General features: G+C 64.9%; 12 protein-coding genes. 7 read left to right on the forward strand and 5 right to left on the reverse strand.

Features of this window, described 5'->3' with window-relative positions:
* Window positions 1-25 precede the first annotated feature (25 nt).
* Genes ACN0X6_RS16575 through ACN0X6_RS16585 form a run of 3 tightly spaced genes read right to left on the reverse strand, consistent with a single transcriptional unit; the run spans window position 26 to window position 3,645 of the window.
* Window positions 26-952, reverse strand: a complete 927-nt coding sequence (locus ACN0X6_RS16575; protein ID WP_417705566.1) for a 4-hydroxyproline epimerase — start codon at window positions 950-952, stop codon at window positions 26-28.
* Between the two features lie 11 nt (window positions 953-963).
* Entirely contained in the window at window positions 964-1,995 is a 1,032-nt protein-coding gene (locus ACN0X6_RS16580; protein WP_417705567.1) for an Ldh family oxidoreductase, read from the reverse strand.
* A gap of 18 nt (window positions 1,996-2,013) precedes the next feature.
* Window positions 2,014-3,645: an APC family permease gene (locus ACN0X6_RS16585; protein WP_417705569.1), complete on the reverse strand. Its 1,632-nt coding sequence runs from the start codon at window positions 3,643-3,645 to the stop codon at window positions 2,014-2,016.
* Window positions 3,646-3,935: 290 nt separating this feature from the next.
* On the opposite strand from ACN0X6_RS16585, the gene ACN0X6_RS16590 reads away from it, so the two are divergent.
* Window positions 3,936-4,715, forward strand: a complete 780-nt coding sequence (locus ACN0X6_RS16590) for a helix-turn-helix domain-containing protein (protein WP_417705571.1) — start codon at window positions 3,936-3,938, stop codon at window positions 4,713-4,715.
* A 93-nt stretch (window positions 4,716-4,808) separates the two neighbouring features.
* Here the strand turns inward: ACN0X6_RS16590 and ACN0X6_RS16595 are convergent, their stop codons facing one another.
* Window positions 4,809-5,723, reverse strand: coding sequence for a LysR family transcriptional regulator (locus tag ACN0X6_RS16595; RefSeq protein ID WP_417705573.1), 915 nt, complete (start codon window positions 5,721-5,723; stop codon window positions 4,809-4,811).
* Window positions 5,724-5,829: 106 nt separating this feature from the next.
* Between ACN0X6_RS16595 and ACN0X6_RS16600 the strand changes: the two genes are divergently transcribed.
* The 3 genes from ACN0X6_RS16600 to ACN0X6_RS16610 all read left to right on the forward strand — a co-directional run bounded on the left by ACN0X6_RS16600 (window position 5,830) and on the right by ACN0X6_RS16610 (window position 7,706).
* Entirely contained in the window at window positions 5,830-6,123 is a 294-nt protein-coding gene (locus tag ACN0X6_RS16600; protein WP_417705575.1) for a putative quinol monooxygenase, read from the forward strand.
* A gap of 22 nt (window positions 6,124-6,145) precedes the next feature.
* Window positions 6,146-7,162, forward strand: coding sequence for a zinc-binding alcohol dehydrogenase family protein (locus ACN0X6_RS16605; RefSeq protein ID WP_417705576.1), 1,017 nt, complete (start codon window positions 6,146-6,148; stop codon window positions 7,160-7,162).
* A gap of 361 nt (window positions 7,163-7,523) precedes the next feature.
* Entirely contained in the window at window positions 7,524-7,706 is a 183-nt protein-coding gene (locus ACN0X6_RS16610; protein ID WP_417705578.1) for a hypothetical protein, read from the forward strand.
* A gap of 169 nt (window positions 7,707-7,875) precedes the next feature.
* Here ACN0X6_RS16610 and ACN0X6_RS16615 read toward each other — a convergent pair whose 3' ends face one another.
* Window positions 7,876-8,532 carry a TetR family transcriptional regulator gene (locus ACN0X6_RS16615; RefSeq protein WP_417705580.1) on the reverse strand — a complete coding sequence of 219 codons (657 nt, stop codon included), beginning with the start codon at window positions 8,530-8,532 and terminating at the stop codon, window positions 7,876-7,878.
* 179 nt (window positions 8,533-8,711) lie between these two features.
* Here ACN0X6_RS16615 and ACN0X6_RS16620 point away from each other — a divergent pair, with 179 nt between their 5' ends.
* The 3 genes from ACN0X6_RS16620 to adeC are packed head-to-tail and all read left to right on the forward strand — an operon-like array spanning window position 8,712 to window position 14,448.
* Window positions 8,712-9,860 carry an efflux RND transporter periplasmic adaptor subunit gene (locus ACN0X6_RS16620; protein WP_417705581.1) on the forward strand — a complete coding sequence of 383 codons (1,149 nt, stop codon included), beginning with the start codon at window positions 8,712-8,714 and terminating at the stop codon, window positions 9,858-9,860.
* Between the two features lie 14 nt (window positions 9,861-9,874).
* Window positions 9,875-13,018 carry an efflux RND transporter permease subunit gene (locus tag ACN0X6_RS16625; RefSeq protein ID WP_417705583.1) on the forward strand — a complete coding sequence of 1,048 codons (3,144 nt, stop codon included), beginning with the start codon at window positions 9,875-9,877 and terminating at the stop codon, window positions 13,016-13,018.
* Window positions 13,015-14,448, forward strand: a complete 1,434-nt coding sequence (adeC, locus tag ACN0X6_RS16630) for an AdeC/AdeK/OprM family multidrug efflux complex outer membrane factor (protein WP_417705585.1) — start codon at window positions 13,015-13,017, stop codon at window positions 14,446-14,448. The genes ACN0X6_RS16625 and adeC overlap by 4 nt, the downstream gene beginning before the upstream one ends.
* Window positions 14,449-14,450 lie beyond the last annotated feature (2 nt).

Below are 14,450 nucleotides of genomic sequence, written 5' to 3' on the forward strand. Positions count from 1 at the left end.
GGGATTGAGAATGGCGCGAAGGGGCTCAGATGCCCCAGGCGAAAGGGTCCTGCGCATCGATGAGCAGGGTGTTGTCGGCGGTCAGGTGGGCGCGGCCCGTGATGAAGGGACGAATGCGCTCGCCCTCCCACTGGTAGCGCCCTTCGAAGCGACTGCCGGTGATGCTGGCCTGGACCCAGGTCTGCCCGGCAGCGAGCTTGCCGTCTGCGGCGAGGCAGGCGAGCTTGGCGCTGGTTCCAGTGCCACAGGGCGAACGGTCATAAGCCTTGCCGGGACACAGGACGAAGTTGCGGCTGTGCGCCTCGTCGTCCTCGGCGAACAACTCGATATGGTCGATAGGCGCTCCGCCCTCGCCGCTGATGCCCTGTGCCTCCAGGGCCTGCAACAGCGCCCAGGTGTATGCGCTGAGGGCATCGACATTGTCCAGGCGCAGGGTCTGGCCGTGGTCGTTGACCAGGAAGAACCAGTTGCCGCCCCAGGCGATATCGCCGTGGACCACACCGTGTCCCGGCACGTCCACCGGCACCTGACGGCGATAGCGATAGGCCGGCACATTGCCGAGGGTGACACTGCCGTCCTCGTGCAGCGTGGCGCTGACGGTGCCCACCGGGGTGTCGATGCGGTGCTCGCCGGGCGCCATCAGGCCCAGGTACTGCAAGGACGCCACCAGGCCGATGGTGCCGTGGCCGCACATGCCGAGGTAACCGGCGTTGTTGAAGAAGATCACCCCGCAGGTTGCGCCGGGCGAAACCGGCGGACGGTACAGCGCGCCCACCAGCACGTCGTTGCCGCGCGGCTCCAGCAGACAGGCACGGCGCCAGCGGTCGTGCTGCTCGCGCAAGGTGTCGCGCTGCTCCGCCAGGGTGCTGCCGGCCAGATCGGGAAAACCGTCTATGACCAGGCGCGTGGGTTCGCCGCCAGTGTGGGAATCGATGACATGGATACGCTTCATGGCCAGGTCCGTCAGGTCAGGGAATGGGGCTGATCGATCAGCCGTTGGATATCGTCCAGCAGCGTTCGGCTCACCCGGACGCCGGCCTGTTGGCTGCGCTGGCGGGCCGCGAAGCGGCGCTGTGAGGGCAAGCGTGCGCCCTGTTCGGTAATGGCGCTGAACAGTGCCTCGGCGCGCTGTCGTCCGGTTTCCAGTTCGCTGCCCAGAAAACGCGCCGGGTCGAACGCCAGCAACAGTTCGCCATGGCAGGGCGTCGCCCCGGCGCCGGCGTCGAACGCCAGCGACTCGGCACTGGTCAGGTCACCAATCAGTGCCCCGGCCATGAGTTCGATCATCGCCGCCAGGGCCGAGCCCTTGTGACCGCCGAAGGCCTGCATGGCGCCCTGCAGTACGGCGCGGGCATCGGTGCTGGGCTGCCCGTCGGCATCCAGTCCCCAGCCCGGGGGAATCGGCTTGCCCTGGCGCGCATGCAGCTCGATATCCCCTCGGGCAATGGCGCTGGTGGCGAAGTCGAAGACGAAGGGCTCACGGCCCTGGCGTGGCCAGGAGAATGCCAGCGGATTGGTGCCGAACACCCCTTGGCTGCCGCCCTCCGGCGCCACCCAGGCGTGACTGGGAGTCATGGCCAGGCCCACCAGACCTTCGGCGGCAATGGCTTCCACCTCCGGCCACAGCGCGGAGAAGTGGAAACAGTTGCGGATCACCAGCGCCGCCACGCCCAGCTCGCGGGCCTGCTCAAGCAACAGCGGCAGCCCGGTCTGCAAGGCCAGCAGCGAATAGCCCCGCTGCGCATCGACGCGGACGATGGCCGGTGCCGGGCGACTCACGCGAGGCTGTGCCAGCGGGTCCACCTTGCCGCAGCGCAGCGAGTGCACGCACACCAGCACGCGGTACAAGCCGTGGGAATGGCACTCATCGCGTTGCCCCTGGGTGATGGTGTCAGCGATGACGCGGGCGTGATCCTGGCCCATGCCGTTGACGGTCAGGGCACGCAACGCGAGGGCGTGCACCTGATCGAGGCTGAGATTGACGAGATCAGTCATGGTCGTACCCATTCCGGTTCATACCGACTGGGCGCGGTCAGGCAGCAGTGTCGAGGCTGGCGCCACGTCCGCTTCATCACCGTCCTCGCTCTCGTCTTCGCCGCTCAGGCGAATCAGCTCGGCCGGTACACCGGTGGCTGCGCCCCAGTGGTAAATGCCCAGGGCACAGAGCGCGACGCTGAGGGTGTCATAGGGATGAGCGAGCACTCCCAGCCCGCCAAAGCTGCCCAACCAGGAAAGCAGCAGCGTCACGGCGTAGAAGCCGATCAGCCAGGCGGACGAGCGCACCTGCTGGGCAAGGCTCAGGTGCTCGGTCGGCACGAAGCGGCGGCACAGCAGGTAGATCACGAACATCACAATCTGCAGGCTCAGCAGCCAGGACACGGTGCCCCAGCCGGACCAGTAGACGATCAGCGCGGCAATCACGAAGGACAGCGGTCCCATCACCGCCAGGCCACGCACACGGAACGGCCGCGGCATGTCCGGCGCATTGCGGCGCAGCGCAGCCACCGTGACCGGCGCGACCGCATAGCTCAGTACCAGGGCGGCGGACACCACATTGATCAGCGCTTCCCAGGAGGGGAACGGCAGGGTCCAGAACACCGACAGGGCGAAGGTCAGCCACAGCGCCGGACGCGGAATGCCAGAGGCGGCGTCGATGCGCGTGAAGATGCGGAAAAAGGTGCCGGTCTGCGCCCAGCCATAGATCACCCGTGGCGTCGCATTCATGTAGATGTTGCCGCAGCCACTGGGCGAAACCACCGCATCGGCGACCACCAGATAGGCCAGCCAGCCCACCCCGAGCACCAGCGCGATGTCGCGGTACGGCAGGGCGAACTCCTTGGAGATCCCAGCCCAGCCGCTGGCCAGCATGTCGGTCGGCACGGCGCCCAAAAACGCCACCTGCAGCAGCACATAGATAGCCGTGGAGAGCAGCACCGAGAGGATCAGCGCGATGGGAATGGTGCGCTGCGGATTCTTGACCTCGCTGGCCACCGAAATGATCGGCGTCAGGCCCAGGTAGGCGAAGATGATGCCGCCGGCCGACACCGCCATCTCGATGCCTGCCAGCCCGAACGGCGCGAAGCCCTGCACCTGGAAGTTCTCGGGCTTGAAGAAGGTGAAGAGCACACCAATGACCAGCAGTGGCACGATGAACTTGAATACGCTGACCAGGTTGTTGGCGCGGGCGAAAGTTTTCACGCTGCGGTAGTTGAGCCAGAAGAACAGGCACAGCAAGGCGAATTGCAGCAACCAGCCGAGCAGCGTCGGATTGCTGCTGCCGGACTGGGTCAGGCCGGGAAACCAGGCCGCTGCGTACTGACGTGCAGCCACCACCTCGATCGCCACCAGGCTGGAAAAGGCGATCAGCGTGATGAATCCCATCAGGTAGCCCAGCAGCGGACCGTGGGAAAACACCGGGTAGCGCACCACCCCACCGGCACGTGGCAGTGCCGCGCCCAGCTCGCAATAGATGATGCCCAGCAGCAGCACCGCGAAGCCGCCGAGAAACCAGGAGATGATGCCTGCCGGACCGGCAATGGCGGAGACGTGGCTGGCGGCAAACAGCCAGCCGGAACCGAAGATGGCCCCCAGGCCAATGAAGGTGAGGTCCGTCAGAGACAGTTGTTTCTTGAACTTTCCAGACATGGTGCCGCCCTCTTGTATGTTTTGGATGGGCTGGAGAGAGTCTGCTGCAGCGTGTTGCTCTGGAGGCGACTCAGGCACCCGCCAGGAGCCGGGCAAAGATCTCCCGCCATCTGCAGCGGCCATAGATTGGCCCGGCGCAGGGTGCCCGGGCTTGATACTTTTCCCCGGCCACCATGACGAAATCGGCACAGAGCGCCCATCCCGCGCGATGTCGCCGAGTGCCTCTCGACAGCAGCCATGGCCCTGGGGCAACCTGCCGGACGGTCGGGCCCACCGCTGGAGAAAGGAAAATGTCGCGAAACGCGCTCGGCGCCCTGTTCGCACAGAGCGAGCAGACGCGTCCGAAGAACATGGAAGAGTTACTGGGCAGCGCCAGGCTGCTGCTGCCCATGCTGGATGCGATCCCCAATGCGGTGATCTTCATCAAGGACACCCAGGCGCGCTACCTGCTGGCCAACCGCACCCTGGTTCAGCGCTGTGGGCTGAGGGATCTGCGCCCCCTGCTGGGCAAGACCAGTGCCGAGGTCTTCCCCGCCCAGCTCGGCCCCGGCTACACCGAGCAGGACCGCCGCGTTCTGCAACAGGGCCAGATGCTGGAAGACCAGTTGGAGCTGCACCTCTACGGCAGCCGCGAACCTGGCTGGTGCCTGACGCACAAGCGCCCCCTGCACGACCGCGACGGACGCATCATCGGGCTGGTGGGCATCTCCGTGGACCTGCAGTCGGCCAGTGCCAGCCATCCCGCCTACGAGCGCCTGGCCGCCGTGGACGAACACATCCGCCAGCATTTCCACGAAAGCATCACCCTGGAGACGCTGACCCGAATCGCCGGCCTGTCCGTCGCCCAGCTGGAGCGCTACTGCAAGCGCGTCTTCCACCTCACGCCCCGGCAGATGATCAGCAAGGCCCGCCTTGAGCATGCCCATGGCCTGCTGCTGACCGATCTGCCCATCACCGATATCGCCCTGCAATGCGGCTATACCGACCACAGCGCCTTCAGCCGCAAGTTCAAGCAGCTCACCGGCTTTACGCCGCAGCAGTACCGCCAGGCAATGGGCAGGCACACGTAACGTTCGGGCAGACGCAGGCTGCTTATGAACGCTCGCATGCAACCGGCTTGTAACGCAGCACCACCGTGCCTCGGGGCTATATCGCGTCGAGTGCTAACGCCAGGGCGCAGCGTCCAGCAGACGCTGGCAGCGCAGTTGCACGAACTCGCGCAGCAGATGCACCGCCTTGCTCAGTTGGGCACGGTGCGCACAGACCAGATACAAAGGCGTCGGCTCGCCCAGCCAATGCGGCAGCAGCACCTGCAGGCGTCCTTCGCGAACGTCTTCGGCGACATCCAGCCAGGACTTGTACACCACGCCCCGCCCGGCCACGGCCCAGCGTCGCGTGACATCGGCATCGTCGCAGACCCGGTCACCCGCGACGTTCATCAGCACTTCGCGCTTGCCATCCTCAAAGCGCCAGCGGTCATACGCACGGCCATGCAGCATATAGAGCAGGCAGTTGTGCTGATGCAGCTCCTCAACGCTCTGCGGCGAACCATGCCGGGCGAGATAGGAAGGTGAAGCGCAGAGCACCCGACGATTGTCCGCTGCCACCGGCAGCGCCACCAGGCTGGAATCCTCCGGCGCGCCGTAGCGCAGGGCGATATCCACCGGTTCACGAAACAGGTCGGCCACCCGATCGGCCAGCAGCAGGCGCAGTTGCAGTTGTGGATGCTCGCTCTGGAACTCGTCGAGCCAGGGCAACAGCGTGTTACGCCCCAGATCCGAGGGCGCCGACAGCTGCAATACACCGCAGATTCCCTCCTGACTGCCGACCAGTTGCTGACGTCCCTCCTCCAGGCTCTGCAACGCCAGCCGGGCATGCACCAGATACAGCTCGCCCTCGGGCGTCAGGCGCAGACTGCGCGTCGAACGCGCCAGCAGGCGCACCTGCAGTTGCTGCTCCAGACGCTTGAGGGCGGCGCTGGCCACCGCTGGCGATACATCCAGCAGGCGCGCCGCAGCGGACAGGCTGCCGGTTTCGGCGGTACGCACGAAGAGTTGCAGGTCGTCGAAACGCAGCATGGTCGTTCACTTTCAAAATAATGATGAAAGAGACTCTATTACCCGCCGCTTTTTCTCGCCACACAAATAAACGAGCATGACTCCAATCCCCCTACAGGAGCCAGCCATGACCACTGCTCTCACACTGATCGCCACCATCAAGGCGCTGCCAGGTCATGCCGAGGCAGTGGCTGCAGGCCTGCAACGTCTGGTCACGGCCACCTGCGCAGAGCCCGGCTGCCTGCAATACGCGCTGCACCGCAACAAGCTGGACCCGCACCAGTTCGTGATGATCGAACAATGGCGCGACGCCGAGGCATTGGATCAGCATCGCGCAGCGCCCCATTTCCTATATTTCACCAACACATTCGGTGAGCGGCTTGCGGGCATTGATCTGCTATCGCTGCAACCCCTTACCTGATACCTCACAGAGGAACATTTCCATGAAAGCCGTCGCTTACTACCAATCCCTGCCTGCCGACCATCCCGAAGCACTGCAGGACGTGCAACTGGCCGAACCCACTCCGGGTCCGCACGATCTTCTGGTCGAGGTTCGGGCCATCTCGGTCAACCCGGTCGATACCAAGATCCGCCTCGGCGTCAAACCGGAGAACGGCGCCGCCAAGGTGCTGGGCTGGGATGCAAGCGGCGTGGTCAAGGCCGTGGGCAGCGAAGTCAGCCTGTTCCAGCCCGGCGACCGGGTGTTCTACGCCGGTGCCATCGACCGTGCCGGTGCCAACAGCGAACTGCACCGGGTCGATGAACGCATCGTTGGCCATATGCCGAGCAGCCTGTCGTTCGCCGAAGCTGCGGCCCTGCCACTGACCGCCATCACCGCCTGGGAACTGCTGTTCGAGCGCCTGCAGGTTACCGAGGGCTCGGCCGATCAAGGCCAGAGCCTGCTGATCGTCGGCGCTGCCGGTGGTGTAGGTTCGATCCTCACCCAACTGGCGCGCCACCTGACCGGCCTGACCCTGATCGGCACCGCCTCGCGCCCGGAAACCCAGGCCTGGGTCCGTGAGCTGGGCGCACATCACGTGATCGATCACAGCAAGCCGCTGAGCGAGGAACTGGCGCGCATTGGCATCGGCCAGGTCACCCATGTCGCCAGCCTGACCCAGACCGACCAGCACTACGCACAACTGGTCGAATCCCTGGAGCCGCAGGGGCGCCTGGCGCTGATCGACGACCCGCTGCAACCGCTGGACGTGATGCAGCTCAAGCGCAAGAGCCTGTCGCTGCACTGGGAGTTGATGTTCACCCGTTCTCTGTACCAGACCGAAGACATGATCGAGCAGCATCGTCTGCTGGAACGGGTATCCGATCTGGTCGACGCCGGCGTGATCAAGACCACCCTCGGTGAGCATTTCGGCACCATCAATGCCGCCAACCTGCGCCGCGCCCATGCGTTGCTGGAGAGCGGCAAGGCCAAGGGCAAGATCGTCCTCGAAGGGTTCTGAGGCGCGATGCGGGGCTGGGTCGTATGAGGTCGGTCAGTGTGGTCGTTAGGTAGGGGTGGGCTGAAGCGGAACGCCGCCCGGCCCACCCTACAGACTGAATCTCAGCCCTGCTTGCGGTGTCGTAGGGTGCGCTGTGCGCACCGAAAAAACCGGCTAATACCTGGTGCGCACAGCGCACCCTACCTCCCTGCTTCAGCCCCCTCGCCTGACCCAGCGTTGACTTCACGGTACCGCTTATCGCGAAGCGGCGTCACGCGGGTCGGCCATTTGATCCAGATCAGAACAAGGTCATGCAAGCGAACTATCCTGATTGTCCCCAACAAGCACCGGCGACTCGTCGCAGCTTAAAGAGGTGGTTCGCATGAAAGTTCTCGTTCAGCCACGCAATCAGGGCGGCGAATGCCTGTGGCAGGTTCGACTGGATCAGCATTGCGTGAGTTTTCGCAGCGAAGAGGAGGCCCGCCAGTTCGTCGTCAGGCTGCAAGCCCGCTTGCGCGCGCCACACAACCTGCCCGACTGGCCCGCGCAGCGTCAGGCGAGCTGAATCTCAGCCCTGCTTGCGATGGCGTAGGGTGCAGGCCCCTGGTGCGCACGGCGCACCCTACCTCGCCAGGCGCCTGACTGCGCAGCATGTGCAGCGCGGTATCGAACAGCCGTAGGGGGCGCTGTGCGCAGCGAAAACACCGGCTAGCCCCAGGTGCGCACGGCGCGCCCTACCTCTCGTCAGGCAGCTGACTGACCGGCATCAGGCGCAGCGCCTGACTGCGCAGCATGTGCAGCGCGGTATCGACCAGCGCGGGCGCCTGCTGCGCCAGGTCGAAGTTGGGCACCAGCAACCAGTTGGCCTCGATGCCTTCCATATAGGCATGCAGACAGACCGCCGCGCGCGCGCAGTCCAGGTCGCTCGGCAACTGGCCCTTGTTGACCGCGTTGCTCAGCGCCCTGGCAATACGCTGATCGCACTCCAGGCTCAGCGCCTGCATGCGTTCGCGCAGGCCGAGCAGCTCACCGGTGTATTCGCATTTGTAACGCAGGATGTCATGGGTGCGGTGGGTCTGCGGCTCGCAAGCCAGGCGCGTCAGGGCCTTGATCAGCAACTCGCGCATGCAGCCCAGCGGGTCCGGCTCATCCTCGCTCTCGCTGGCACGCGACAGTTCCTCGAGCGGCAGGCGCAGACGTTCGAGCATCGCCTGAAACAGGTCGATCTTGTTCTCGAAATGCCAGTAGATGGCGCCGCGGCTGACGCCGGCTTCTTTTGCCACCTGGGCCAGAGACGCATGGGAAACACCCTGGGCATGGAACACCCGCTCGGCGGCATCGAGTATCTGCACCCGTGTCGCCTGCGCTTCCTCTTTGGTTCTTCTGGCCATCTGTCACCTACTGTCGCTTTGCCGTAACCCTTCGGTAAGGAAGGACAAGCGAGAGTATGCAGGCAGCTTTAGGCATTTACAAACATTCACGTACGTAAGTATATTCCTCCATCGATTTTTTCCCCTGCCTTCGTCCCCTTCGCCCCTTGGGCCATGATTCGATAAAACGAGGTTCTCAGATGCACTCGAAGCCAGCCTTCGCTGTCTTGGTTTCCGCCATCGCCGTGGCAATGCTCAGTCTCACCGGCTGCCAGGAATCCAGCGCCCCACAGACCCAGCAAACCCCGCAAGTCGGCGTGGTCACGCTCGAAGCCAAACCCTTTGCACTGACCAGTGAAGTGCCAGGCCGCACCAGTGCCTATCGCATCGCCGAGGTGCGCCCACAGGTCAACGGCATCATTCAGAAGCGCCTGTTCACCGAAGGCAGCGAGGTCAAGGCGGGTCAGCAGCTGTACCAGATCGACCCAGCCACCTACCAAGCCACGTTCAAGAGCGCCCAGGCCACGCAGCTGTCCGCCAAGTCCCTGGCTGATCGCTACAAACTGCTGGTCGCCGACCGGGCCGTCAGCCAACAGGCCTACGATGAAGCGCGCGCCGCCGCCCTGCAGGCTGACGCCGCGCTGGAGCAGGCGCGCATCGACCTGCGCTACACCAGGGTGATGGCGCCGATCAGCGGTCGCATCGGCCGCTCCGCCGTGACCGAAGGTGCGCTGGTCAGCAATGGCCAGGCGGGCGCCATGGCCACCATCCAGCAGCTCGATCCGATCTACGTCGACGTCACCCAATCGAGCAAGGAACTGCTGCGTCTGCGCCGTGACCTGGCCGATGGTCGCCTGCAGAAAGCCAGCGACAGCGCCGCCAAGGTCGCGCTGAAACTGGAGGACGGCAGCCGTTACGCCCATGAAGGCACCCTGGAATTCTCCGAAGTGGCAGTGGACGAAAGCACCGGCTCGGTGACCCTGCGCGCCGTGTTCCCCAACCCGGACCACCTGCTGCTGCCGGGCATGTTCGTGCATGCCGAGCTGCTCTCCGGGGTCAAGCAGAACGCCATCCTCGCCCCGCAGCAGGGTGTGACGCGCAACCAGCGCGGCGAACCCACGGCGATGGTGGTGGGTGCCGACAACAAGGTCGAACTGCGCGTGCTCAAGGCTGATCGCACCGCCGGCAGTGCCTGGCTGGTAGAGGAAGGCCTGAACGAAGGCGACCGCCTGATCACCGAGGGCCTGCAGTTCGTGCAGCCTGGCGCCGAGGTCAAGGCCGTGCCGGCCGGCAACGTCAACACCGAACAGCCTGCCCAAGACGCCGAACCAGCCAGCGGCCAGGACTAACGGAGAAGTACTGAATGTCCAGATTCTTTATCGACCGGCCGATCTTCGCCTGGGTGATCGCCCTGGTGATCATGCTGGCGGGTGGCCTGTCCATCCTCAAGCTGCCGATCAACCAGTACCCGAGCATCGCGCCACCTGCCGTTGCCATCCAGGTCAGCTACCCGGGCGCCTCGGCGCAGACGGTGCAGGACACCGTGGTGCAGGTGATCGAGCAGCAGCTCAACGGTATCGACGGCCTGCGCTACGTCAGCTCGTCGAGCAACTCCGACGGCAGCATGGAGATCATCGTTACCTTCGAACAGGGGGTGAACCCGGATATCGCCCAGGTCCAGGTGCAGAACAAGCTGCAACTGGCCACCCCGCTGCTGCCACAGGAAGTCCAGCAACAGGGCATCCGCGTGACCAAGTCGGTGCGCAACTTCCTGATGGTCATCGGCGTGGTGTCGAAAGACGGCAGCATGACCCGTGAAGACCTGTCGGACTACATCGTCTCCAACCTGCAGGACCCGATCTCGCGGACCAAGGGCGTCGGCGACTTCCAGGTGTTCGGCGCGCAGTACGCCATGCGTATCTGGCTCGACCCGGCCAAGCTCAACAGCTTCCAGCTGACTCCAGTTGACGTGCGCAGCGCCATCCAGGCGCAGAACGTGCAGATTTCCTCCGGCCAGTTCGGCGGCCTGCCTGCGGCGCCGGGCAATCAGCTCAACGCCACCATCATTGGCAAGACGCGCCTGCAGACCCCGGAAGAGTTCCGCAAGATTCTGCTCAAGGTTCAGCCCGATGGCTCCCAGGTGCGCCTGGGTGACATCGCCAAGGTCGAGCTGGGCGGCGAGAACTACGCCATCAACGCGCAGTTCAACGGCCTGCCGGCCTCCGGTCTGGCGATTCGCCTGGCCACCGGCGCCAACGCCCTGGATACCGCCAAGGCGGTGCGTGAAACCATCGCCAATCTCGAGCCGTTCTTCCCGGCCGGCATGGAAGTGGTCTTCCCCTACGACACCACGCCGGTAATCTCGGCCTCCATCGAAGGGGTGGTGCACACCCTGTTCGAGGCCATCGTGCTGGTGTTCCTGGTGATGTTCCTGTTCCTGCAGAACCTGCGCGCCACCATCATTCCGACCATGGCGGTGCCGGTGGTACTGCTCGGCACCTTCGGCATACTTGCCGCGTTCGGTTTCTCCATCAATACCCTGACCATGTTCGCCATGGTCCTGGCCATCGGCCTGCTGGTGGACGACGCCATCGTGGTGGTGGAAAACGTCGAACGAGTGATGCGCGAGGATGGGCTATCGCCCAAGGAAGCGACGCGCAAGTCCATGGGGCAAATCCAGGGCGCACTGGTGGGCATTGGCCTGGTGCTCTCGGCAGTATTCCTGCCGATGGCGTTCTTCGGCGGCTCCACCGGGGTGATCTACCGGCAGTTCTCCATCACCATCGTCTCGGCCATGGCTCTGTCGGTGCTGGTGGCGCTGATCTTCACCCCGGCGCTGTGCGCCACCCTGCTCAAGCCCATCGATGGCGATCACCACGAGGCCAAGCGCGGCTTCTTCGGCTGGTTCAACCGCACCTTCGAGCGCGGCAGCAATGCCTATCAGCGCGGCGTTGCGGGCATGATCAAGCGCAAGGCGCCCTACCTGCTGCTGTACCTGGTGATCGTCATCATCATGGCGTGGATGTTCACCCGCATCCCCACCGCCTTCCTCCCCGAGGAAGACCAGGGCGTGCTCTTCGCCCAGGTACAGACGCCGTCCGGCTCCAGTGCCGAGCGTACCCAGGTGGTGGTCGACGAGATGCGCCAGTACCTGCTGGAGGACGAAGCGAGCACGGTCAAGTCGGTGTTCACCGTCACCGGCTTCAACTTCGCCGGCCGTGGTCAGAGTTCCGGTATGGCCTTCATCATGCTCAAGCCCTGGGGCGAACGCCCGGGTGAGGAGAATGGCGTAGCCGCGCTGGCGCAACGTGCACAGATGCACTTCTTCAGCTTCCGCGATGCGATGGTGTTCGCCTTCGCCCCGCCGGCGGTGATGGAGATGGGTAACGCCACCGGCTTCAACTTCTTCCTGCAGGATCAGGCGGGTGTTGGCCACCAGGTGATGAACGAGGCACGCGACAAGTTCCTGCAGCTGGCCAACCAGCACCCGGTGCTCGACAGCGTGCGCGCCAACGGCCTGCGCGACGAGGCGCAGTACCAGTTGCTGATCGATGACGAGCGCGCCCGCGCCCTCGGCCTGTCGCTGGCGGACATCAACAGCACCCTGTCGATTGCCTGGGGTGCCAGTTACGTCAACGACTTCATCGATCGCGGTCGCGTGAAGAAGGTCTACCTGCAAGGCACATCCGAAGCACGCATGAGCCCGGAAGACCTGAACAAGTGGTACGTGCGCAACGACCAGGGCCGCATGGTGCCGTTCAGCGCCTTCGCCAGCGGTGAATGGACCTATGGTGCGCCGAAGCTGGCGCGCTACAACGGCGTCTCGGCGGTGGAAATCCTCGGTGCTCCGGCGCCTGGCTACAGCACCGGTGATGCCATGGCCGCCGTCGAGGAAATCGCCTCGCAATTGCCACAGGGCGTCGGCTACTCCTGGACCGGGTTGTCCTACGAGGAGCGCCTGGCAGGCTCGCAGACCACTGCACTGTTCGTGATCTCCGCCATCGTGGTGTTCCTGTGCCTGGCAGCCCTGTACGAGAGCTGGTCGATCCCGTTCGCGGTGATGCTGGTGGTGCCGCTGGGGATCATTGGCGCCTTGATGTTCACCGAGCTGCGTGGCCTGTCCAACGACGTATTCTTCAAGGTTGGCCTGCTCACCACCATCGGCCTGTCGGCGCGTAACGCGATTCTCATCGTCGAGTTCGCCAAGGCCCAGTACGAACAGGGCATGACCTTCGCCGAAGCGGCCATCGAAGCCTGCCGCATGCGCTTGCGCCCGATCATCATGACTTCGCTGGCGTTCATCCTCGGCTGTCTGCCACTGGCCATCGCCAGTGGTGCCGGCGCCGGCAGCAAGCACGCCATCGGCACCGGGGTGATTGGCGGCATGCTCAGCGCGATGATCCTGGCGATCTTCTGGATTCCACTGTTCTACGTCGTGGTCTGCTCGATTTTCGAGAAGAAGCGCCCCGAGCCGACCCGTGAAAACGAGAAGGAGGTACTGCAATGAGGCAGTCCCTGTTGTCCCTGGCCGTGGCCGCCGCTCTGCTCAGCGGCTGCAGCCTGATTCCCGACTATCAGCGCCCTGACGCTCCGGTGGCCGCCGACTGGCCGCAAGGCGAAGCCTATGGCAGCGCCGCCAGCGAAGGCAGCCGTGCGGCGGCCGACCTGCAATGGCGCGAGTTCTTCCGCGACCCGGCGCTGCAGCAACTGGTGCAGGTGGCACTGGAGAACAACCGCGACCTGCGTGTCGCTGCGCTGAACGTCGAAGCCTATCGCGCGCTGTACCGCATCCAGCGTGCCGACCTGCTGCCTTCGGTTTCCGCCGACGGCGCCGGCACTCGCCAGCGCCTGCCTGCCGATCTGAGCCAGACCGGCGAAGCCCGCACCAGCGGCCAGTACAGCGCGACCCTGGGCGTCAACGCCTGGGAGCTGGATTTCTTCGGTCGTATCCGCAGCCTCAGCGAGCAGGCCCTGCAGCAGTACCTGGCCACCGAACAGGCCCAGCGCAGCACGCAGATCAGCCTGGTCGCCAGCGTCGCCAACGCCTACCTGCAATGGCAGGCGGATCAGGCGCTGCTGCAACTGACCCAGGACACCCTGAAGACCTTCGAGGAAAGCTACCAGCTGACCCAGCGCAGCTTCGACGTCGGCGTCGCCGATGCCCTGGCCCTGAGCCAGGCACGCAGCTCGGTGGACAGCGCCCGCGTCAGCCTGGCGCAGTACCAGCGCCTGGTCGCTCAGGATCGCAACGCCCTGACTCAACTGCTCGGCACTGGCCTACCGGCCGACCTGCCGCAAGGTCTGGCATTGAACGCCGAACTGCTGGAGCAGGTACCGGCTGGCTTGCCCGCCGACTTGCTGCAGCGTCGCCCCGACCTGCTGCAGGCCGAGTACCAGCTCAAGGCCGCCGATGCCAATATCGGCGCGGCGCGTGCGGCGTTCTTCCCCAGCATCAGCCTGACCGCCAATGCCGGTACCGCCAGCAGCCAGTTGTCCGGCCTGTTCGACGGCGGCTCGGGCACCTGGCTGTTCCAGCCGCAGATCAGCCTGCCGATCTTCAACGCCGGACGTCTGCGCGCCAACCTCGACTATGCCGAACTGCAGAGCGACATCCGCGTCGCCGAGTACGAGAAAGCCATTCAGGTGGCTTTCCAGGAAGTCGCTGACCGCCTCGCCGCACGTACCACCTACCGCCAGCAACTGGACGCCCAGCGCGCCCTGCTGGAAACCACCGAGACCTATTACGACCTGGCCGAGCGCCGCTACCGCACGGGCGTGGACAGCTACCTGACCCTGCTCGACGCCCAGCGTCAGCTGTTCAGCGTGCGCCAGCAACTGATCGCCGACCGCCTGGCCCAGCTCAGCAGCGAAGTGGAGCTGTACAAGGCTCTGGGTGGTGGCTGGAGCAATACGGGGAGCAACACCCCACAAGGTTGACC

It is taken from the genome of Pseudomonas sp., assembly GCF_048269965.1.
GTDB lineage: Bacteria > Pseudomonadota > Gammaproteobacteria > Pseudomonadales > Pseudomonadaceae > Aquipseudomonas.